The organism is Lujinxingia sediminis (assembly GCF_004005565.1).
GTDB classification, from domain to species: domain Bacteria; phylum Myxococcota_A; class Bradymonadia; order Bradymonadales; family Bradymonadaceae; genus Lujinxingia; species Lujinxingia sediminis.
In genome coordinates this window covers 130442-153362 of record NZ_SADD01000006.1, presented here as the reverse complement: position 1 = coordinate 153362, position 22921 = coordinate 130442, and the positions used below count along the sequence as shown (strand labels likewise).

The 22921-nt window shown below is 64.6% G+C and carries 12 protein-coding genes; 8 read left to right on the top strand and 4 right to left on the bottom strand.

The window, feature by feature from the left end:
- Nucleotides 1-49 precede the first annotated feature (49 nt).
- Nucleotides 50-1228, bottom strand: coding sequence for a histidinol-phosphate transaminase (gene hisC / locus EA187_RS12255; protein ID WP_164856230.1), 1179 nt, complete (start codon nucleotides 1226-1228; stop codon nucleotides 50-52).
- A gap of 424 nt (nucleotides 1229-1652) precedes the next feature.
- On the opposite strand from hisC, the gene EA187_RS12250 reads away from it, so the two are divergent.
- The 3 genes from EA187_RS12250 (at nucleotide 1653) to dnaB (ending at nucleotide 5436) form a co-directional block, all read left to right on the top strand.
- A complete protein-coding gene (locus tag EA187_RS12250) occupies nucleotides 1653-2663 on the top strand; it encodes a porin family protein (RefSeq protein WP_127780426.1) in 1011 nt (336 codons plus the stop codon).
- A gap of 410 nt (nucleotides 2664-3073) precedes the next feature.
- The gene (locus EA187_RS12245; RefSeq protein WP_115604993.1) at nucleotides 3074-4069 is read left to right on the top strand and encodes a DUF4388 domain-containing protein; all 996 of its coding nucleotides are present in this window, start codon (nucleotides 3074-3076) and stop codon (nucleotides 4067-4069) included.
- Nucleotides 4066-5436 (top strand): replicative DNA helicase, encoded by a 1371-nt coding sequence (gene dnaB, locus EA187_RS12240; RefSeq protein WP_115604994.1) that lies wholly within the window; start codon nucleotides 4066-4068, stop codon nucleotides 5434-5436. Before EA187_RS12245 ends, dnaB begins: the two co-directional genes overlap by 4 nt.
- A 385-nt stretch (nucleotides 5437-5821) precedes the next feature.
- Here the strand turns inward: dnaB and EA187_RS12235 are convergent, their stop codons facing one another.
- Nucleotides 5822-8194, bottom strand: coding sequence for an N-acetylmuramoyl-L-alanine amidase (locus EA187_RS12235; protein ID WP_164856229.1), 2373 nt, complete (start codon nucleotides 8192-8194; stop codon nucleotides 5822-5824).
- A gap of 483 nt (nucleotides 8195-8677) precedes the next feature.
- On the opposite strand from EA187_RS12235, the gene EA187_RS12230 reads away from it, so the two are divergent.
- Nucleotides 8678-10681, top strand: coding sequence for an Ig-like domain-containing protein (locus tag EA187_RS12230; protein ID WP_127780424.1), 2004 nt, complete (start codon nucleotides 8678-8680; stop codon nucleotides 10679-10681).
- A 21-nt stretch (nucleotides 10682-10702) separates the two neighbouring features.
- On the opposite strand, the gene metH is transcribed toward EA187_RS12230, so the two are convergent.
- Both metH and EA187_RS12220 read right to left on the bottom strand, forming a co-directional pair.
- Nucleotides 10703-14374 carry a methionine synthase gene (gene metH, locus EA187_RS12225; RefSeq protein ID WP_127780423.1) on the bottom strand — a complete coding sequence of 1224 codons (3672 nt, stop codon included), beginning with the start codon at nucleotides 14372-14374 and terminating at the stop codon, nucleotides 10703-10705.
- A 260-nt stretch (nucleotides 14375-14634) separates the two neighbouring features.
- Nucleotides 14635-14907 carry a NifU family protein gene (locus tag EA187_RS12220; RefSeq protein WP_115604999.1) on the bottom strand — a complete coding sequence of 91 codons (273 nt, stop codon included), beginning with the start codon at nucleotides 14905-14907 and terminating at the stop codon, nucleotides 14635-14637.
- A gap of 240 nt (nucleotides 14908-15147) precedes the next feature.
- On the opposite strand from EA187_RS12220, the gene EA187_RS12215 reads away from it, so the two are divergent.
- From EA187_RS12215 to EA187_RS12200, 4 genes are all read left to right on the top strand, one after another.
- Complete coding sequence (locus EA187_RS12215; RefSeq protein WP_127780422.1) at nucleotides 15148-16962, top strand: NupC/NupG family nucleoside CNT transporter; 1815 nt, start codon at nucleotides 15148-15150, stop codon at nucleotides 16960-16962.
- A gap of 145 nt (nucleotides 16963-17107) precedes the next feature.
- Nucleotides 17108-17953 (top strand): purine-nucleoside phosphorylase, encoded by an 846-nt coding sequence (locus tag EA187_RS12210; RefSeq protein ID WP_115605002.1) that lies wholly within the window; start codon nucleotides 17108-17110, stop codon nucleotides 17951-17953.
- Between the two features lie 54 nt (nucleotides 17954-18007).
- Nucleotides 18008-18448, top strand: a complete 441-nt coding sequence (locus EA187_RS12205) for a cytidine deaminase (RefSeq protein ID WP_115605004.1) — start codon at nucleotides 18008-18010, stop codon at nucleotides 18446-18448.
- Between the two features lie 750 nt (nucleotides 18449-19198).
- Nucleotides 19199-22786, top strand: a complete 3588-nt coding sequence (locus EA187_RS12200; RefSeq protein WP_164856228.1) for a serine/threonine-protein kinase — start codon at nucleotides 19199-19201, stop codon at nucleotides 22784-22786.
- Nucleotides 22787-22921 lie beyond the last annotated feature (135 nt).

Below are 22921 nucleotides of genomic sequence, written 5' to 3'. Positions count from 1 at the left end.
CTTTCTTTAAAACACATATCGGCCAGACGCATCGTCTGGCACGAGCTGGTCAGAAGAGATCGTCGATGCGCTCAAGAAGGCGTTCGGTCTGCTCCACGGTGCCCACGCTCATGCGCAGGCAGCCCTCCAGCCCCGGGTAGCTGGAACGGTCACGCACATACACGCCGCGCGACTCCAGCGCTTCGAGGGTGCCAGCGATATCGCCCACACGCACCACCACAAAATTTGCAGAGGTGATGTACGCCTCAACCCCGCGGGCCTCAAAGAACTCGCCGAGCAGCCGCTTGGACTCACGCACTTCATCGAGGAAGGCGTTGAGATAGTCGAGGTCGCCCAGCGCAGCAATCGCGCCGATCTGCCCGAGCGAATTGACGCTCTTGGGGTTGTAGATCCGACGCAAACCATCGACCAGAGCTGGCGACGCCGCCAGATACCCCACTCGAAGCCCCGCCAGCCCAAAAGCTTTGGAGAAAGTCCGGGTCACGATCAGGTTGTCGAACTCACGTACCAGGTTCACGCCGGTGACCTGGCTGAACTCGAAGTAGGCTTCATCCAACATGACGATCGTCTCGGGGAAATCACGGCAGAACGCCGCCACGACTTCCGGATCGAAGACCATCCCGGTCGGATTGTTGGGGCTGACCAGGTAGAGCAGACGTGTGCGACGCGTCATCTGAGCCCGGATGCCCTCCAGGTTGGGATCAAACGCGTTTTCTCCGCGCACCGTGATCACGTTGGCGCCGCGGCTCTGCGCAAACACCATGAAGTGATTGTAGGTGGGCACGGGAATGACCACGTCATCGCCCCGATCCAGATACGTCGAGCAGATCAAGTGCAAGGCGTCGTCGCTGCCGTTGGTCACGAGCAGCGAGTCGGTGCTTACGCCGGTGTACTCGGCCAGCGCGTCGAGCAACTCGACGCTTCCCAGGCGCGGATACCAGTTCAGCCCCCGACCGTGGGTCAGGTATTGCGCAATCGCAGCCGTCACCCGCGGGCTGGGCTCAATCGTCGACTCGTTCCAGTCGAGCTTGAACACCGTGCGATGATCGGGTTGCGCCTCAATGGCCGCCTGGCTGCTCACCGCCTCGTAAGGGGTCAGCGCCTGAATGGTGGGAGCGACATCAATACGAGCCGCAGGCTGGGGCACCGCCCGCAACCGTTGCGTCTCTCGCTCACCCTCTTTGCTCGCTACATCCACCATGCGAAAGTCCAAATTGGCATTCGACATACGTCCCTCAACCATCGCTGGTAACCTCAGTTCGACCAGCAACCAAGCCGGCCAACAGGGCCCGCTTGAAACTGCGGTGGTATGGCATAATGACTCACCAGCGTCAAGAAGGGGACGGAAGACCCCTTCAAAAGATTCATCGCCATTGTCGACGCAAAGAGCGTCGTGCCAAGTTTTTGCCCGGCACCGTATTTTCTCGCCCGACTACGGTATTTGCACCGGGGGCGGGGGCCCACCTACACTTCTACACAGACACGCGCAAGTCTCGCGTTTTCCGCCACACCCAACGCCCCACCTTTCTTGAATACTCCGCAGGACCCCACGTCAGTACTCTCGAGCATGATGCCACCTCAGTAGCGCGGGCATGACTCAAGCGCCCCATGGGCGATGACGATGAGACGACGCACTTACCTGGAGCTTCCCCATGAACGCGACCCTGCTAAAGCCAATGACCTTCGCCCTGGCGCTCATGCTCAGCGTGCCCCTGGCTCACATCAGCGTGATCGGCGAGGCCCAGGCTGGCCCCGGTAGCATCCTTGGGGAGTCGCGGGATGAGGATGCGCCTCGCTCTCATCGGATGCAGCGCCGCGATCGCAATGAGCGGAGGGAATCACGAAGCGACCGCCGTCGCTCGCGCAACGATCGCAGTGAGAGACAACGCGATCGCAGTGAGGGACAACGCGATCGCAGTGAGAGACGCACAACCCGCACCACTCGCCCGCGCTCCACCAGTCCGCGCCCCTCGGCAGCACGGCCGGGCGCGCGACCGGTCGGCCAGCCTCGTGTGGTCACGCGCCCCGGCACCACACGCACCACGCGCACCCATGTGCGCACCCGACACTCCACGCGGCACACAACCTCGGTGCGCTCCACCACCCACATCCACCACACCTCCGCCAGCGACACTCGAAGCCACTACAACGAGCCGGCCTCACCGCGCTCACCATCGGCCTCTCCTCTCGACGGCTACCTCACGCTGGGACTGGGCGTAGGCGGCTTCGATGCCAACCAGCTCTCGGAAAGCGCCCTGCCCGGCAACGAATTCAACCTGGGCCTGGGGGTGCGCGGTGAACTGCTGGGCTTCGAGTTGGGCTTCCACGCGGGTGGCTACTCCTTCGACCCGGGCGTCTCCGGCACCAACATCGCCGTGATGGGCCTCAGCGGCGATCTCAAGCTGCAGCCCTCGCTGGGCATCTTTGAGCCCTACGTGATGGCGGGTCTGGGCGGCTACCACTATCAGGACGCTATCCTCCAGGAAACCGCCCTGGGCGGCGCGGTACGCCTGGGCGGCGGCCTCGACCTTCGCTTCAACAGCTTTGGGCTCGGCCTGCGCTACCTCTACAACGTCTATGGTTTCGGCAACGATCTCTCCTTCTCCGACGGCTTAAGCGCGCGCTCGGAGTCGCTGGGGCTCAACGCCTCCTTCTACTTCTAAGCACCACCGCTTTGAGACGGGCCCATCCCTCGGCCCGGGCCCCCGCCCACACCAATCACCCCGCCCGGGCCGCAGCGCCCGGGCGGGGTGATTCTTTTTTCCCTTATCTCCCTGAAATTATTTGCTCCCGCCGCTCTCTGGCGTACCATCGCCTCCGTTCGAGGTCGGTCCACCTCAGAACCTCATTCGCATGGGGGCTGAGGTCGATTCACCCCACCTTGGACGTTGCGCCCTGAAACAACCCTCTGATAGAACAGGGGCGCGGCTTCGCACCGTGGCGCGCGGACCCGCGGTTGACGGTCGCTCATTACGTCTCGTAACGTAGGCGCATCCGTCGACCATTCTCAGCCTGGTCCCCTACTTCACGCACTTCCCGCGCCTCGATTGCTGGTGATTGAGGAGAGGTCATCTTGAATCGTTCCCATACAGGCGGCTACGTCCTGAAGTTCATCTCTGGCAAGTACCAGGGCGGTGAATTTCCGCTCGAATTGGACTCCGAGATCGAGATCGGCCGTGGCAGCGAACTCGACATGGTCCTGGTCGAGGATATGGTCTCGCGTCGTCACGCCCGCATCACCAGCTATGGTGGCGAGCTGATGATCGAGGACTTCGGCAGCACCAACGGCACCTTTGTCAACGGTGAGAAGATCTCGAAGTCGCGCATCAAAGAGGGCGACCGCATCCTCATCGGCACCAACATCATCAAGCTGGTCCACCGCGACAGCGGCACCGAGGACACCGGCCCTGAGCTCAGCACCCCGATGGCCGGCGATGATCATCACTCCCCGACCGCCCCGCCGGTGCAACCCAACCGCACCATGGCATCCCCCGCGGTCAACCGCACGATGGGCGGCACGCTCACAGGCTCGATCTCCGGCTTGATCGAAGAGGTCCCCCTCCCCGATCTTCTCCAGCTCTTCAGCACCAGCCGAAAATCCGGCGTGCTGGTGATCATGGGCGACGACATCGGCAAGATCTACCTGCGTCAGGGCCGTGTCTACTTCGCCACCATCAACGACGACCACGAGCTCGATCCCTACAAAGCCTTCTACCGGCTGATCGCCTGGCGCGAAGGTACCTTCTCGCTGGAGCAGCCCACCGACGAGAGCTTTGAGAACGAGATCGACGAGTCGATCGAGTCCTTGATGATGGAGGGGATGCGCATCCTCGACGAAATTCAGAACCTGGGCCCCGATGTCCCCCAGATTCACGCGCGTCTGAGTATCCCCAGCCCGCTTATCGCTCCCCTGAGTCAGCTCAACCCCGAGCAACTCGACACCTTCCAGCTGGTGCTCAACAACGGCTCGGTCTCAATGGTGCTCAACAAGAGCAGCCACGGCGACCTCGAGACGATGCAAGGACTTCTGCACCTGATCCGCAACGACTACGTGAGCACTGAAGGATGAGCCAGGCGCCCTTAAGGGTGCCTCCCCATAACGAGGACGCCGAGCGCAGCGTGCTCGGTGCGATTCTTCTCGACAATCGCGTCCTCGACGAGCTCTCCGGCACGCTCAAGCCGGAGGACTTTTACCGGGAGGCCCACCGACACATCTTCCGGGCGATGAGTGCGCTGCACGGCCGCTCCGAGCCGGTCGACGTGCTCACCCTCGCAGACTTCTTAAGCGCCGAAGACAACCTGGAAGCTGCCGGAGGGGCCACCTACCTCACGCGGCTCTCCGGCGAGGTCCCCTCGGCGGCCAATGTGGGTCAGTACTCGGCGATCGTGCGCCGAAAGTCGGCGCTACGCCAGTTCATCGCTACCGCCGATGAGCTGGTCGGCGAGTGCTATAACGACGTCAACGACGTCGAAACCTTCATGGATGATGCCGAGCAGCGTCTCTTCTCCATCACCCAGAGCGGGCAGAAGCGCGGTTACACCTCGATGCGCGAGGTCGTCAAAAGCGCCTTTGACCAGATCGAGAAGCTCTACCAGAAGAGCGAGACGATCACCGGCGTACCCAGCGGCTTTATTGACCTCGACGAGATCACCGCCGGCTGGCAGCCCTCCGACCTCATCATCGTCGCCGCGCGCCCCGCCATGGGTAAGACGAGCTTTACGCTGAACATGACCGCCCATGCCGCGATCATGCGCAAGGTTCCCGCGGTCTTTTTCAGCCTGGAGATGAGTAACGAGCAGCTCGCCATTCGTATGCTCTGTAGCGAGGCGCGCATCAACCAGTCTAACCTGCGCCGCGGCTCGATGACCGAGCAGGAATGGGCACGCCTGATCAAGGCCGCCGGCACCCTCTCCGAGTCCAAGATCTTCCTCGATGACACCCCGGGACTCTCCATTATGGAGTTCCGCTCCAAATGCCGCCGGCTTAAAGCCGAGCACGACATCGGCATGATCTTCGTCGACTACCTCCAGCTGATGTCGGGCTCCCAGCGCAGCAAGTCCGCTTCCCGTGAGCAGGAGATCAGTGAGATCTCCCGCGGACTCAAAGGCGTGGCCAAGGAGCTCAACGTACCCATCATCGCGCTCGCCCAGCTCAACCGTGGCGTCGAGCAGCGCGCCGATAAGCGCCCGATGATGAGCGACCTCCGTGAATCCGGCGCCATCGAGCAGGACGCCGACCTCATCGGCTTCATCTACCGCGATGAGGTCTACTACCCCGAAAGTGAGGCCAAGGGGCTGGCGGAGTTTATTATCGGCAAGCACCGTAACGGCTCGATCGGGACGGTGCATATGCGCTTCTTCGGACCCTATACCCGCTTTGAAAACCTGGCTCCGGAAGACGCCGCACGGGTTGCCGCGTTGGCGGTCGCCGAATAACGCGGCCCGATTCACAGGCCGAACAATACTCGTGCCGCAGATCTGGCAACAAAAAACCGCCCCCTTGCTTCGCAAGGGGGCGGTTTTCTTTTTCGATGTCTTTTCAGGAACTTAGAACATCTTCACCTGTAACACCTGAGGCCATATTGACGCCTTTAGATGCGAGATTGAACGTGACCGGAGCAAAGCGCAAAGCGCAGGCGATGCTCTGGCATCATCGAGGATTTGCAACGCTGCTCAGGGTGCTCTCAATGCAACAAACATGGCGTCAACGTTGGCTCAGGGCGTAGTAAGCGCGAGGCCGAGGGTGTTGCCTCACCCCCGGCGCTCCGATAGCCCTACGGCGCCGTAGACAAACGCTGATGCCCATAGAGCCCACGGCGTCTTAAGTCGCGCGACGCCGCCACGAGGCCAGCACCCACCCCAGCAGCAGAAGGATCGCCGCCGGCGTTCCACCGCCCTGCTGCCCGGTGGTCGCGCAACCCGAGGCGGTGCGTACGCCGGGCTGCTCCCCATCATTCGCGCCGAGCCCCGGAGAACCTCCGCCCTCACCGTCGGGCTCCGCTTCGCCCCCACCCCCCTCAGGAAGCAGCGCCACCGCCGCCTGATCGATCACGGGGCCAAACTCGGTGGTCGTCGTCCCGGCCGCGCGATTCTGGAAGTAGATGTGGTCGACGTCGTACCAACCGCTTGCTTCTTCGCCCGGCGCACCTTCGGCCAGCAGCGCGATGCGCAGCGCCTTGACCTCCCCGGACCACTCCGGATGCTCGCTCAGGTTGACGATAAGGTCGTGGTACTCACCGTCGCCCGAAGCCTCAAATCGTACGCTGCGCTCCTCGCTAAACGCCTCGCCCTCTCGCGACCAGTACACCGCCTTGACGTGCTCGCCATCGTGGGAGCGCGCTCGCAACACAAGCTCGGGGAAGGCATCCGCATCAATCGCAGTCCATGCCGGCGAACTCACCGTGGCTCCCTCGCCGACCAGATGCAGGGCAAGCAAGCCGTGAGAGGTGTTGAGCCGAAACTCATCGAAGGCGTCCACGCCTTCGGCCGTCCAACCCTCGACGTCCGGCCCTTCGGGCCCTTCAAAGAACCACGCATCGGTGGCGAAGATATCCAGCCCCGCATGCGCGCGCAGCGTCGTGCCGGTGCGGTTGACGCCGGGTGAAGCGTCAAACGTGCTCTGCGCATACACATCGTCGATATGCGTCACAAAGGCGCGCACACCGCCAAAAGGTGCCATCGCGAAGCTGTACGAATCAGCTCGCAGCGTCACCACCACCCGTTTGGACTCACCGGCCGAAAACGCGTTCATCACGAGTTCACCCGAGCTGCCCATCTGCGCGGGCTCCGGGTTGCTCTCGACCTGCATGGCATCGTTGGTGCTCCAGCTGCTCTGATCCAGCCCCGGGTGATCCGATTCGATGGTGTAGCTCAAAGGCGTCAGCCCCAGCTCATCAAAAGCATAGCCCAGGCGCACCCCGCGGATCGCCGAGGAGGAGGCGTTCTTCAACAGGATCTCCGCGCTGAACTCGGCTCCAGGAAGCGCATCGACCACCCCTTCACTGGAGCCCTGGTCGACCATCGCCTCTCCGCCTTTAAGCGTCACATCCAGCGCCACCTCATAGGTCTGCGGCGCCGGCGGGTTGATCAGGTCGCGGGTCTTCTGAAGCAGCGTCTCCAGGCTGCTGATCATGTTGCCGCCCGGGCAGCTCGTGCTTTGCCCCGGCCACTCGCGGTGACCCTTGACCGCGGTGCGTGTCATCGGCACCCCGTGTGTCTCATGAACCCACTTGAGCATGCGCGCGCCGGCGTTGAGCTGGGTCTGGCTGGGAGTCTGCGTGGTGAAGTCGGCAATAAAGCTGATGCCCACATTACCCGAGTTCTGGTTACCAACGTGCGCGCCGGGGCGATCGGAGCGCGAACGCCCCTGGTAGATGTTGCCGGCCTGGCTGACGATGAAGTGGTAGCCGATGTCGCACCAGCCCCGGGTGTTGATGTGGTAGCTCTGCATCTGGCGCACCCGCGCCGCAGCATCACCGCCGTCACCGGATGGCGCATAGGTATGGTGAATACTCGCACGGTAGGGCGCGACCACGCTGCCGCAGATCTTACCCGGGTTGATCGCGCCCCACTCCGAGCGCGGGATCACCAGGCTGCTCGGCGCCACCGAGGCCTGCCGGCGCGTGCCGATCGGACCGCTATCGCCAGCCTCCGGCGGCAGCGGACGCTCCGGGCGCTGGAGCTGCTCGGGAGCAACGACCTCCTCAAAAAACTCGATCTCGGCAAAGGTGATACCCTCAAAGCCGCGCAGCTCCATCACATGCGCTGGCGAGTTGAGGCGCACTCGGGCGTTAAACATGCGCCCTTCGTTCCAGTAGACCTCCACCGGCTCCCACTTCGAGAAGCTGCCGTCGGCGCGGGCCACGCGATACTCCATGCCCGCCAGGCTGTCGGCGTCCATCATCCAGCCGACCTGCTGAAACGCGTCCGGATACTCCAGGCGAGCGAGGTTGGCCTCTTCGTCGAAGACCTCGGCGACAGCCTCAGGCGTTGCCAGCACCACCGAGCTGTGGTGGCGGTGGTCAGCGTGATGGCCGTCAACCAGCTCGCGCCCCTCAGAAGGCAGGCTCGCGCCCTCTTCCAACGCTCCGCGCTCGCTGGCGGCCTCTGCCGCATCCTCACCGGCGCAGCCGCTCGCGCCCAACATCATCGCACACGCCCACATCACCCACTTCGCACTGGCCCGATTCAACATGCATCGCCTCATCTCAACGCCGTGAGCAGAACGTGATATCGCTGGATGCCACATCATCGATAGCTCACCGCGTTCTAAATTATCGCAGGATTGCCGCGCCCGAAGTATGGCCCTGGAGCGCCCTTGTGGCCAGCAATTCTCGCAGATTAACAGAGAAACGCGCTTCGTTCGCGACGACCTCACTTCAAGTTCCGGGCCATCATCGGCGGTGATGCCAACCGACCTCGACGATCCGCAATGAGCGAGCCCTTATTTAACGAGAGCTAGCTCATACCACCTGCGCGATGACGCCACCGATCCGGCCCCCATGATGTAGGACGATGTAGACACCTGAGGCACACAGACCCACGCGGCGCGACATTGTGGCACATCGTCTCCCCCCCTCCCCCCTGATTGATTCAGCCGTCCAAACTCGCTATCACCAGCGGGTTGAACACCCGCACGATGTCTTCCCCTCGAACCATCTCTTCTGGAGCACCACCGATGACCTTCTTTAACGGCCGCGCCCTCGGGACTCTCGCGCTTGTTGGCGCCCTCTGCGCCTCCCCCCTGGCCTGCTCAGGCGACGATCAACCCGCCGAGACCACCGAGCGCTCGTTGAGCATCACCTCTCCCACCGCCGGCGAAATCGTCTCGACGAGCAACGTGCGCGTGCGCGGCACGGCCGAGAACATCGACCAGGTCAACGTGAATGGAGAGCCTGTCGACGTCACCGGCGGCAGCTGGGAGGTGCTCCTTCCCTTCGCCGAGGGTGAGGCCAGCGTCACGGTCAGCGGCGGCGGCCAGGAGGACCAGGTCGACTTCAGGGTCGACTCCCTCGCCCCACAGCTCTCCTTAAGCAGCCCGCAGCGCGCCACGGTGCTCGACGCCACCACAACCACCTCGGTGATGGTCAACGGCAACGTCGTGGAGGAAGGCACCGGGCTCTTTCTGGTCAAGGTTGGCGAGCAGATCATCGACGTCGATGAGGCGGGTAACTTCAGCTACGAGCTGGCGCTGACGCCGGGGCTCAACGTGGTCACCGTGACCGCCATCGACCGCGCCGGCAACGAGAGCGCCACGCGCCGCGGCATCAACTTCGGCCCCCTCGGCGAGCCCGATGCGATCATTGAGGATGCCCTGCGCGTGGAAGTCAGCCGCACCGGCTTTGAGCGCATCAGCGAGGTGGTTGAGGCTTTTGTGACCCCCGAGCGCATCATGACCTTTGTGGCCGGAGCTGAGCTCCCCGGGAACGTCGAGATCACCGACGTCGCCTTTGAGAACCTCGACCTGGCGATCACCCCGCAGGACGGCTACTTCGACATCGCCATGCAACTCGACGCGCTTCGCCTCGATGGCCTCTTCTCGATCAACGGTAACGAGCCTCTTGCGGGCTACGTCGCGATCGCCACCGTCGGCGTCAACCTGCAAATCGAGCTCAGCCCGCGCGAAGACAACAGCCTGGAGCTGCGCATCCTCAACTCCGAGCTGGTGCTGGAGAACAGCGACATCACCAGCAACCTCATCGAAGACAACGACACCCTGCGCAACCTCGTCGGCAACCTTTTGCAGGTGGCTTTCGCCGAGTTTGTGGGTGATCTCATCGTGGAGAGCCTCTACGACCCGGCGATCCTCACCCAGAACTTTGAGTTCTTAGGGCGCAGCGTGGAGTTGACCCTGGGATTTGAGACCCTGCTGGTGACCCCGCAGGGCATGCTGGTGGACGTCTCGATGGTCTTTCCGCCCGACGCTCACGCAGACGTGGAAGATGTCGCCGGGGTGCTGATGCGCGAGCTTGGATCGACGGGGGGCTCCAACCTGGCCAGCCCGCTGCGCATGCACACCAACAACACCGCGCTTGACCGCGCGCTTCACGGGGTCTGGCGAAGCGGCCTTTTTCACCAGGTGATCGGCGGCGACAATCTCGATGCCATCGCCCTTCCCTTTGACCTGACCGTCGACGGACTGGCCGCCCTCCTCTCCGATCAGCGCATTCGCGATCTTGCCGCGCCGGGCACCCCGGTGGGGCTGGGGCTGCGTCCCCTGCTTCCGCCGGTGGCCGAGCTCGTCGACGCCGACGAAGAGGTCGGCGGCTCGATTGAAGTGGGCATGGGCGACTTCATGATCGACATCTTTCTGCTGCACGCCGACAAGCCCCGCGAGCTGGTGGTAACCATCGCCCTCTTCATCAATCTCGATGTGGTGCCCACGGTCGAGGCCGATACCCTGAAGTTCGACCTCGACATTGAGGCCGAGGGCGATCTGGCCGACTCCCCCCTTCTCGACCTCAACGCCGCGCGCGTCACCGGGCTTATCACCGAGCTCATTGAGCTCATTCCCTCCCTGGCCGCCTCCAACTTAAACGTACAGAGCGGGGCGGAGCTTGAGTGGATGCGCATCGGCGATCCTCAGATCGATGTGCACGGCCTGCAGGCCGACCGCCTGGCCGTGGGCCTCAATCTGGAAGCTGCCTCCGACCTCGACGCTCAGGTCGAGGCCGGAGAATAAAGCCTGCCGGCCGAATCGGCCTCAATAGCCGAGGTTGGGCGCAAGCCAGCGCTCGACCTCGGCCACGCTCATCTTCTTTCGCCGCGCGTAATCTTTGATCTGGTCTTCGCCCACATCTCCCACGCGCAGGTAGCGCGCTTCGGGGTGGCCAAAATACCAGCCGCTGACCGCGGCCGTCGGCCACATCGCAAAGCTCTCGGTGAGCTTGAGCCCCGCGCGCCGCTCCACGTCGAGCAGCTCCCAGAGTTTGGCCTTCTCGGTATGATCCGGGCAGGCCGGGTAGCCCGGCGCCGGTCGAATCCCGCGGTACGCCTCGGCGATGAGCTCCTCATTGCTCAACGACTCCCCGCGACCATAGCCCCAGGCCTCACGGGCCTGACGGTGAAGGTATTCGGCAAACGCTTCGGCCAGGCGATCGGCCAGAACCTTGACCATGATCGCGCGGTAATCGTCGTGATCGGCGTGATAGCGCGCCACCAGCTCGTCGACGCCGTGGCCGGCGCATACCGCAAACGCCCCGATATAGTCGTTGAGCCCGCTCTCCACCGGCGCGACGTAGTCAGAGAGGCAGCGGTTGGCCTGCTCCTCCCCGTGGCGCTTTCGCTGCTGACGCAGCATGCAGAGGCGCTCCTGCACCCTCTGACGCGTCTCATCCTCAAAGAGCAAAATATCGTCGCCCTCGGCATTGGCCGGAAAGAAGCCCCAGGCGGCGCTGGCGCGCAACGAGCGATCGGCCACGATCTGATCGAGCATCCGCCGACCGTTATCAAAGGTCTCGCGCGCAATCTCACGGTAGCGTTCATCGTCGAGCACCTGCGGATACGCCCCGCGGATCTCCCAGGCCACAAAGAAGGGCGTCCAGTCGATGTAGGGGATCAGCGCCTCCAGCGAGAGATCGTCGATCTGGCGCACGCCCAGAAAACTCGGTGTGGCGATATCTTCAGGCTTAAACGCAATGGGCGTACGCCGGGCGCGCGCCTCCTCAAGACTTAAGAGCGGGCGCTGGCCGCGCTGCTTGTAGATCTCACGGTCTCGGGCCTGCTGGGCGCGGTTCTCCTCGATGTACGCCTCCTTATCGTCGCCGAGCAGCCCTCCCACCGCCCCGCCCACCCGCGACGCGTCCACCACATGCACCACCGCCCCGCTGTAATTGGGCGAAATCTTGATCGAGGTATGCCTGCGGCTCGTGGTCGCCCCTCCGATCAGCAGCGGCACCTTCATGCCGCGCCGCTCCATCTCGCTGGCCACATGCACCATCTCATCGAGCGAGGGCGTAATCAGCCCGCTCAAGCCCAGGATGTCGGCCTTATGTTCTTCCACCGCATCCAGGATCTGCTCGGCGGGCACCATCACCCCCAGATCCACCACCTTGTAGTTGTTGCACCCCAGCACCACGCCCACGATGTTTTTACCGATGTCATGCACATCGCCTTTGACCGTGGCCATCACAATGGTGCCGCGCCCCTCGGCCTCGCCATCCTCTTTCTCGGCCTCCATCCGGGGCAACAAGATCGCCACAGCCTTCTTCATCGCCCGGGCGCTCTTGACGACCTGGGGCAAGAACATCTTGCCCTCCCCGAAAAGATCGCCCACCACGCCCATCCCCGCCATCAGCGGACCTTCGATGATGTCGAGCGCCCGCGGATAGAGCTCCAGCGCCTCATTCACATCGACGTCCACATAATCGACGATGCCCTTGACCAGCGCATGCTTGAGACGCTCCTCAACCGTGCCCTCGCGCCATTTGGCCTCACTGGCCGCGCGCCGCGGGTCGGCGGTGTAGCGCGCCGAGAAGTCCACCAGACGCTCGGTGGCGTCGAGACGTCGGTTCAGCAGCATATCTTCGACCAGCTCTAAGAGCTCGGCGTTGATCTCGTCATACACCTCGATCTGCCCGGCGTTGACGATGCCCATATCCAGACCGGCTTTGATCGCGTGGTACAAAAACGCCGCGTTGATCGCCTCACGCACCGCGTCCTGCCCCCGGAACGAGAAGGAGACGTTGCTCACCCCGCCCACGGTCTTGACCCCCTCGATCTCCGTCTTGATCGCGCGCACGCCCTCAATAAAGCCCACCGCATAGTCGTCGTGCTCGGCCATGCCGGTGCCCACGGTGAGGATGTTGGCATCGAAGATGATGTCCTGCGATGCGAAGCCCACATCGTGCAGAATCCCCACGGCCCGGTGCGCGATGCGCCGACGATGCTCAAGCGTCACAGCCTGCCCCTCTTCATCAAAGAGCATCACGACCACCGCCGCCCCGTAACGCCTTATCGTCTCGGCCTGACGCCTGAAAACCTCCTCGCCCTCCTTCAAACTGATGGAGTTGACGATGGCCTTGCCCTGCACGCACTTGAGCCCGGCCTCGATCACCTCAAAACGCGAGGAGTCGATCATGATCGGCAGCTTGCTGATCTCCGGCTCGGTGGCGATGAGGTTCAAAAAGTCCGTCATCACTTTTGCGGAGTCGAGCATCCCGTCGTCGACGTTGATGTCCAGGATATTGGCACCGCCTTCGACCTGATGGCGGGCCACCGAGAGGGCTTCTTCGTAATCTTCGGCGCGGATCAGCCTCGCAAACTTACGCGAGCCGGTGACGTTGGTGCGCTCACCCACCATCGTAAAATTGGCGTCGGGACGCAGCACGCAGGGCTCCAGGCCCGAGAAACGCGTCAGCGTATCGCCGGCCGGCGGCACACGCGGGGCGTAGGAGGCCACGCGCTCCGCGATGGCGCCGATATGCTCCGGGGTCGTCCCGCAGCAGCCCCCCACCACGTTGAGCCAGCCCTGCTGAGCAAACTCCTCAATGATGGTCGCCATCTGCGTGGCCGACTGCTCGTACTCCCCGAACTCATTGGGCAGCCCGGCGTTGGGGTAGCAGCTCGTATAGATCGGCGAGATGCGCGCGAGCTCCCCCATAAAGGGGCGCATCTCTTCGGCGCCCAGCGCGCAGTTGATGCCCACACTTAAAGGCCGCGCGTGCGCCACAGACGTCCAGAAGGCCTCGATGGTCTGCCCCGAGAGGGTGCGCCCACTGCGATCCGTAATCGTCACCGAGATCATCAGCGGAAGCCGCTCCCCTCGCCGCTCAAAGACCTCCTCCATCGCTACGATGAAGGCCTTGAGGTTGAGCGTATCAAAGACCGTCTCGGCCAAAAGCAGGTCGACGCCCCCGTCCATCAACCCCTCGATCTGCTCGGCGTAGGCCTGGCGGATCGCGTCAAAGCTCACCGCGCGGTACATCGGGCGGTTCACATCCGGCGACATCGAGAGCGCCCGGTTGGTCGGTCCCACCGATCCGGCCACAAAACGCCGGCGCTCCCCCGGCCGCGCGCTCACCTCCCGGGCCACCTCCACCGCGAGCGTTGCGGCGGCCACGTTGAGCTCATAGACGATGTCTTCCAGGTCGTAATCCGCCATCGAGATGCGCTGGGCGTTAAACGTATTCGTCTCGATGATGTCGGCGCCGGCCTCCAGATACTCCCGGTGAATCGCGCCGATGATATCCGGCCGCGTCATCGCCAGAAGGTCATTATTGCCCTGCAAGGGGCTCGGGTGGTCGGCGAAACGCTCCCCCCGAAAATCGGCCTCTTCTAAGCGGTGGCGCTGGATCATCGTTCCCATCGCCCCGTCCAGCACCAGAATGCGCTCCTTGAGCGCCGCCTCAACTCCGCCGACTTTCGACTCTTCCATCCCACCACTCCTTGCCCCCCGTCTCACCCGGGCGGCGGCCTCTCACCAGGTCACCTGGCAAGCAGACATAGACACGGCGACGCCACCGGGCGCCGCACACCATCGGGAGCGCGCGGTAAATCACCCGACGCCGTCCTCCCGCACTTCATCCCATCATCCAACACCATCGCGATGCGCCAACAAAAACGGGCGCGGACCGCAACCGGTCGCGCGCCCTCGACGTGTCGTGCGCCCGCTCCAAAGGGCGCAGCTCCCCCGGATTAAAAGGGGCTCTCGGTATAATAAGGGTTATCACCCGAGCCATGGTCGGTCACGTCGATGATCTGAGCGATCTCCTCGTTGAACGCCTCGCGCAGCAGGCGCTCCACCCCCTGCTTGAGCGTGGCCGAGGAAGCCGCACACCCCTGGCAGCCGCCCATCATCTGGATGTAGACATTGCGATCGAGGTAGTCCACAAGCTCGATGCGCCCGCCGTGTCCGGCGACAAAGGGGTTGATCTCTTCGTCGATAAGTTTCTGAATCTGTCGTCGCATCGTCGCAACTCCGCTTAAAAAACATCGTCTGAGGCATCGCTTCCGGGATCACCCTCCCCGACTGCAGGAGGCCGCCGCCTTATCGAAGGCGCCCGCGCGCCCGGGATTTCCGGCCGGCTTCGGTATAGCCAACGAGACCGCCTTTGCCAACATTCCTGCCCGCACAGGCTGCCTTGTCACAGGGAAGACTTTGGGCATAGAGTGGCGCGTCTCTCGGCCCCTTTTCGTGGAGCAGCACCTATGCATAGCCCCCGCCAGTTGGCGCAGCGTCGCATCCTTTACGCGATGGCGTGGTTCGTCTTTCTCTTCTGCTCATCGGTCATCGCCACCGGCATGGTCGTCGGGCGCACCTCTCCCTCGGTCGCTCAGGAAATCGCGCAGCCCGATTCCGTCGCAGACGAATCCGGTGAGCGGGCCGATACCAGCGATGGCGGCCCCACCGCCCTCGATGAGGCGGCGGCCTCCCCGCCCCCCGCCGAGGCCGCTCAGCTCGAAGAGGCCCTCGACGAGGATCCCGCCGAGCCGGTCGCCGCCGCTCATGGCGAGGCCGCCGAAGAGAGCGCGCCGGAAAACGCCGCGGCTGACGCGGTCGACGCCCAGGCCGCTGAGCAGGAAACCTTCGAGCTCAGCCGCATGAAAGGCGAAAAGTCGAGCTTTCTTGAAAAGTTCGTCAGCTTCTTTGGCATCTTCGCCCTTCTGGGCGTGGCCTGGCTGATGTCGACCAACCGCCGCAAAATCGACTGGAAGCTCGTGGGCATCGGCACCGGCCTGCAGCTGGTCTTCGCCCTCTTTATCTTCTACGTCCCCGGCGGACAGAAGGTCTTTGAGGTCGCCACCGTCGCCGTCAGCAAGCTCCTGGAGTTCACCAACACCGGCGCCGACTTCATCTTCTCCAGCTACGTCACAGGCTCGGTCGAGGGCGGGCTTATCAACTTTGCCTTCGCCGTACTCCCCACCATCATCTTCTTCAGCGCCCTGATGACCGTGCTCTACCACCTGGGCATCATGCAGAAGCTCGTGCACATGTTTGCCTGGGTGATGCAGCGCACCATGGGCATCAGCGGAGCGGAGAGCATGTCGGCCGCCGCCAACATCTTCGTCGGCCAGACCGAGGCCCCGCTGGTGGTCAAACCCTTCGTCAAAAACATGACGATGTCGGAGCTGATGGTCGTGATGACCGGCGGTTTTGCCACGGTGGCCGGCGGCGTGCTGGCCATCTACGTGGGCATGATGGAGCCCTCCTTCCCCGATATCGCCGGCCACCTTTTGGCCGCGTCTGTGATGAGCGCCCCGGCCGCCCTGGTGATCGCCAAGATCATCTACCCGGAAACCGACCACCCCATGACCGCCGGCAAGCTCGAGATGGAGGACCTGCGTGAGGACGTCAACGTGCTCGACGCCGCCAGCCGCGGCGCCGCCGAAGGCATGAAGCTCGCGCTCAACGTCGCCGCCATGCTGCTCGCCTTCATCGCGCTGATGGAGCTCGTCAACTACCTGATCACCTGGCCCAGCCTGATGATCAACGCCTCCACCCTGGGCTCGCTGGCCGAGGCCTTCGCCGCCGGCAACATGGCGCTGCCCGAGGGCTGCGACCCGGCCACCGTCGCCGACGCCGCGGTCGTGGGCTGCATCGAGACGATGCAGGCCGCCCCGGGAATGACCGCCTCCTGGATTGCCCCGGTGGTCACGATGCAGGACATCTTCGGCTACATCTTCTGGCCCTTCGCCTGGGTGATGGGTGTGCCGGCCGAGGACTGCTACACCATCGCGCGCCTGCTCGGTGAGAAGATGGTCATCAACGAGCTCGTCGCCTACGGAAGCCTCCAGCAGCTGCTCCTGGATCCGAACGTCGTGCTCTCGGAGCGCTCCATCATCATCGCCACCTACGCGCTCTGCGGCTTTGCCAACTTCGGCTCCATCGGCATTCAGCTCGGTGGCATCGGCGGCATCGCCCCCGAGCGCAAGGGTGACCTGGCCCGCATCGCGCTGCGCGCGATGTTCGGCGGCACCCTGGCCGCGTTCATGACCGCGACCATCGCCGGTATTCTCATCTGATTCTTTTGCATCACGTCGTCGCTCGCCAGGCCCTCCCCTCTCTCGGGCCTGGCGAGCGCTTCCCGCGCTACATCTGGCGAGCGCCCCTCTTAGAGCCCCTCGCCAGGCCCCCTGATAGCCCCTTTGAATTCACTGGAGATCGACCATGGCAACGCATACCTCCGACCTGGCCCGGCGCGCTCAGGCCAGCGCTGATTTTCTCAAGTCCCGCATCACCGAGAGCCCCCGCATCGCCATGATCCTGGGCAGCGGCCTGGGCGCCATCGGCGACCAGCTCGACGACGCCATCGCCATCGACTACAGCGAGATCCCCCACTTCCCCGTCTCCGGCGTCGAAGGCCACAAGGGTCGCCTGGTCTTCGGCACGCTCGAAGGCGTGCCGGTGGTCGTGATGCAGGGCCGCTCGCACTTCTACGAGGGCTGGACGATGCAGGAGGTCACCTTCCCGGTGCGCGCCTTCCACCTGATGGGCATCGATCACCTGGTGGTCACCAACTCCGCCGGCGGCATCAACGCCGACTACGCCCCCGGCGACCTGATGATCATCTGCGATCAGGTCAACTTCACCGGCCAGAACCCCCTGCACGGTCCCAACGAAGACGCCTTCGGTCCGCGCTTCCCCGACATGAGCGATCCCTATGCGAAGGAGCTCCGTGAGCTTCTGCGCGCGGTGGCCAGCCAGGAGAGCATCGAGGTCAAAGAAGGCGTCTACGCCGGGGTGGCCGGCCCCAGCTACGAAACCCCGGCCGAGGTGCGCATGCTGCGCACGATGGGCGGTGACGCCGTGGGCATGTCGACGGTTCCCGAGGTCATCGTCGCCAACCACTGCGGCATGAAGGTCGCCGGCATCAGCTGCATCACCAACTTCGCCGCCGGCTTGAGCGACACCAAACTCCACCACGACGAGGTCAAAGAGACCGCCGACCGCGTCCGCGAGACCTTCACCGGCCTTGTGCGCGGGCTTGTCAAAGCCCTGGGCAAAACCCTCTGAGCCCCCGGCGGTTCAAAACCAGCGGCTCAAAACCCACCGACGGGAGGAGGCAGCATGCGAGAGCAGGACGAACCCTTGAACGCCATCTCTGAGAAGGACTGGCAGCGACTGGAGGAGGCGGCCATCGCCGTGCGCGAGCGCGCCTACGTCCCCTACTCCCGCTTCCCGGTGGGCGCCGCCCTGCTCACCCCCGAGGGGGAGATCGTGGTGGGCTGCAACGTGGAGAACGCCACGATCGGAGCGACCGTCTGCGCCGAGCGAAACGCCATCGGCACGGCTGTCGCCTCCGATAAGCGCGAGTTTATCGCCCTCTGCGTCGTCACCGACGTCGAGGAGCCCTCGGCCCCCTGCGGCATCTGCCGCCAGGTGCTGGCCGAGTTCTGCGACGACCTCCCCATCCTGATGATCAATCCCCACGGGGAGCGTCGCTTCACCACCCTCGACGCGCTCTTGCCGATGCGTTTTTCGGGCCGCGACTTTCTGGAGAAGGGCTGAACCGCCCCTCTGGCGTCGTGGCGAGCTGCGTGCCCGGGCTTTCTCGGTCGCCGTGGCGAGCCAGCACTCCCATCGTCCCGCCCGAACGCTCTTGCGACGCATGAAACCCGTCCACGCGCCGCGCAACAGGCGTTCGAGAGCGTTTCTCCGCATCAAACGCCCCGGCCTTACCCTTCGCCTCGCCATCTGGCGGCCGTCGGGAGGCCGCGAAGCCTTCGCGGCGCTTTTTTTGTATCCCACACCTTCAACAAAGCCTTTGTCGGCCGGGTTTTAACGCGCGAGCACGTAGCGAGCCGCTTCGCTCGCCATGTCTGGCGGGCGATCGCCATGATCAACGTTTCGCAAGCGCATGACCCGCCCCCCGACACGCTGCGAAGCCTTCGCGACGCGCACGCGCCTCGCCCGGCGTGAGGCGAAGGCTTCGCAATCAAAATTTCATTTTAAATGAAGGTCGTTGAAGCGCATAAACGCTCAACGATCGCCCATCTGCCCCTCGTTCACCCGACGCGCCATCGCGCCCCGGGAGGCCACCGAAGGCCGGCGCGGCGAGTGATACGGGGAGGTGAGGCTCGTCTCCCGACTCCTGTGGGGAGTCTGGCACACTTCTGGCATGGCATCGGGGGTGCGGGACGACCTGCGCATGATTTTCGTCATGAAGCACCTTCCCTTTTCCCATCGCTGCCCTCCTGGTCTACACTGCCCGCTCTCCACCACTCGATGCCACGAACCACCTCGCCGCGGACCTTTGCCTTGCCTTCTGCCGCAGATCCCACCCATTTTGGCCCCTTTCGCATTCTTGCCAGCGCCGGCAAGGGTGGCATGGGAGAGGTATTTCGTGCGGTGCACCTGGATCGGGAGGTGGAGGTGGCCGTCAAGGTGATGTCCGCCCGACGCGCCCGCGACCCGCATTTTAGCTCGGCGCTGCGGGCGGAGGTGCGCGCGGTGGCAAGGCTGCACCACCCGGGCATCATCATGGTCTTTGACTGCGGGGAGGTCAGCCCGCAGATCGAAGAGGAGACCGGCGGTCGTTTTGTAGCCGGCTCCTCCTGGCTGGCCATGGAGCTTGCCAGCTACAGCCTCCAGGATCTCAACCGCAGCACTCTGGATTGGTGGCATGTGCGCAACATTCTGGTGCGCATCCTCGACGCGCTGGCGCATAGCCACGCCCGCGGGGTGATCCATCGCGACTTAAAGCCGGCCAACGTGCTCTTTGTCGACGGCGCCCAGGGCCGCCAGCTCAAGCTCTCGGACTTTGGCCTGGCCCACGCGCTCGACGATGAGCACATGGAGAACGAGGAGACCCCACGCACGATCTCGGGCACCCCGCGCTTTATGTCGCCGGAGCAGATCACCGGGCAATGGCGCGATCACGGCCCCTGGACCGATCTCTACGCTCTGGGGTGCCTGGCCTACTGGCTGGTCGACGGCGAGCCGCCCTTTCGAGACGGGGACACCGACGCGATCTTGCGCGGGCATCTCCAGGGAGTACTTCCGCCGCTGCGCGCGCCCTTTGCGGTGCCGCGGGAGTTCGGGGTGTGGCTGGGGCAGCTTCTGGCCAAAAGTCCCATGGACCGCTTTCAGCGTGCGGCCGACGCCGCCCAGGCTCTCTTCGCGCTTGGCGAGCCCGATGGCGAGGAGCGCCCCGTCCAGCCCAGCCCCCTGGGCTTTGTGGTGCCATTGAACCCCACGCTTGCGCCCTCACCGAGCATCGACGACCTGGGGATGACCGAGATCATCAGCGACGTCATCAACTCCCCGCCCTCGGTGCCCGAGCTGCGTGCGCTGGAGCGCCCGCCCTCCTCACCGCGCCACCGGGCAGTGGGGGCGGCGTACAACGTGCCGCGCACCTGGCACCGCAAGGAGGCCCCGCCCCTCTCTCTGGAGATGGTCGGCGTGGGGCTGGGGCTCTTCGGGCTGCGCCAGGTTCCCCTGGTCAACCGCGACGCCGAGCGCGACGCGCTCTGGGAATCGCTGCGCCAGGTCGCCCACCACAGCAACCCCCGGGTGGCGCTTTTGCGCGGAGGCACCGGCACCGGCAAGAGCCGCCTGGCGAGCTGGATGGCCGAGCGCGCCCACGAGCTGGGCGCGGCCACCCCGCTCATCGCCACCCACAGCCCGCTGGAGGGTCCGGCCGACGGCCTGGGCGGAATGATGGCCAACCACCTGCGCTGCGTCGGGCTGCCCCGCGAGCGGGTGCTGGAGCGGGTGCGCCAGAGCGTCTCGGACACCGCGCTGGGCCCCGACGATCTGCACGATTGCCTGGCACTCACCGAGATCATCTGCGCGGCCACCCTGCCCGATTACCGCGAGGATGAGGCGCGTATTCGCTTTCGCACCCCGGCGGAGCGCTATGTGGTGATCGAGCGATTCCTGCGTCGCTTTGCTCGCACTCGCCCGCTGCTGGTCGTGCTCGATGACCTGCAATGGGGCAACGACGCGCTGGCCTGGCTGGAGCACCTTATGCGCTCCTCGGAGGCCAGACACCTGGCCCTGCTGGTGGTGGGCACGGTGCAGACCGACGCGCTTCTGGATCGGCCGCTGGCGCGCCAGCGCCTGCGTGAGCTCACCGCTCAGGAGCCTATCTCGACCATCGAGGTCGGGCCGCTGAGCGACCCGCATCAACGCGCGCTGGTCAGCCAGCTTCTGGGGCTGGATGCCGCGCTCATTGAGCAGGTCACCGACCGTACCAGCGGAAACCCTCTCTATGCGGTGCAGCTGGTCGGCGACTGGGTAGAGCGAGGCGTGCTCCAGCTGGGTCCCGGGGGCTTTCGCCTGGTCGAGGGGGAATCGAGCGCGATGCCCACCGATCTGCATCAGGTCTTTCGCGAGCGCCTGCGTCAGATCGTGCGCCACGATCTGCGCGAGCCCCCCTCCGACGCACTGCTGGGGCTGGAGCTGGCCGCGGTGCTCGGCACCGAGGTGCACCGGCGAGAGTGGAAGGCGGTCTGCCGCAAGGAAGGCGTGCCGCTGCCGCTTCTGGCCGTCGATCAGATGGTCGCCACCGATCTGGCCACCCTTGCCGGCAAGGGCTGGAGCTTCACCCACGAGGCTCTGCGCGAGACGCTCGTGCGCCTGGCCGAGGAGCAGGGACGTCTGACCACCCATCACGCCCACTGCGCCCGGGCTCTCGAGGAGCTTTATCCAACTGCCCAGCCCGGTCTGGCGCTGCGTCGGGCACGCCACCTCATCGCTGCGGGACTTCCCGAGGAGGCGCTCGGCCCGATGCTTCAGGCTGCTGGCCAGGCCCGGGTGCGCTGCGAATTTGAGCTGGCCCACGCCCACCTGCAACGCCACCAGGCGCTGCTCGACGAGCTGTGCGTGCCCCACGACGACGTGCGCCGCGCCGAGGGCTGGCTGGAGCGTGCCATGATCCTCATCCGACAGGACGAGCTCGCCGGAGCCGACGAGATCCTTGAGCGGGCCGTGACCGTGGGACAAACCCGCGCCGATCAGCGCCTGGTGGGTTGGGCGATGCAGCTGCGCGCCGACGTGGCCAACCGCCGCGGCCAGATCCCTGAGGGACTCACCTACATTGAAGAAGCCCGCGCCATCTTTGAGGCTACCGGGGAAGTCATCGGCCAGGCCCGCACCTCCCAGATCCTGGCCGAGCTGCGCTACTGGGCCGGAGAGTACTACGAGGCCGAACAGCATTTCCGCCGCGCCCGCCAGCTTTTTCGCAAGGCCGGCGAGGATCTGGAGCTTGCGCGTGTGGAGATGGCGCTCGGCGCACTTTACACCACGCTGGGCAACCCCCAGCGCGCCACGGCCATGCTTCTGCATGCCCGCGAAGTTTTCGAGCGCTACGGCGACGTCGGCGAGGTCGCCAGCGTGCTCAATAACCTCGGCGAGGTGCATCGTCAGGTGGGGAATCTGCACCAGGCCGAACGGGCCTATCTGGAGTCACTGGCGATGCTTGAGCGCATCGGCATGGCCGACGACGTGGTGGTGCTGGTCAACTTAGGGATGGTGCGCCTGGTGCAGAACCACGTCGACGATGCGGCGCCGCTCTTTCGCAAGGTGCTCACGCTTGTGGAGGGCTCCCAGCGCGGGGGGTATCTGGCCTTTGCGCACCTGGCGAACCTCTCGGCGGCCGCCCATCACGGACGCTGGGAGCAGTGGGACCACCACCTGGCCCAGGGTGAGCCGCTGCTGGAGAGCACGGGCTTTGTGGACGCGGATCTGGCGGTGATCACACGCGACGCCGGGGAGCGGGCGCTGCGCGCTGGCGAACATGGCCGGGCGCGGCGCGCGTTGCAGATCGCGCGCAGCCAGTGGCTGAGCATGGCCCGCCAGGATCAGGCCGCGGCCATCGATCGGATCTTGCTCAGGGTGCCTTGAAAACAGGGCTCGGGTGCGCTTGTTTTGGGGGCCTTTATGCGCTTCGGAACTCAGGACAGTCCGCGGAGCTCGGGGCAGCATCGCGGCGGTCCGTTGGGGCCGACGCATCATCGCAAACAACCATCTTCGAGGGGG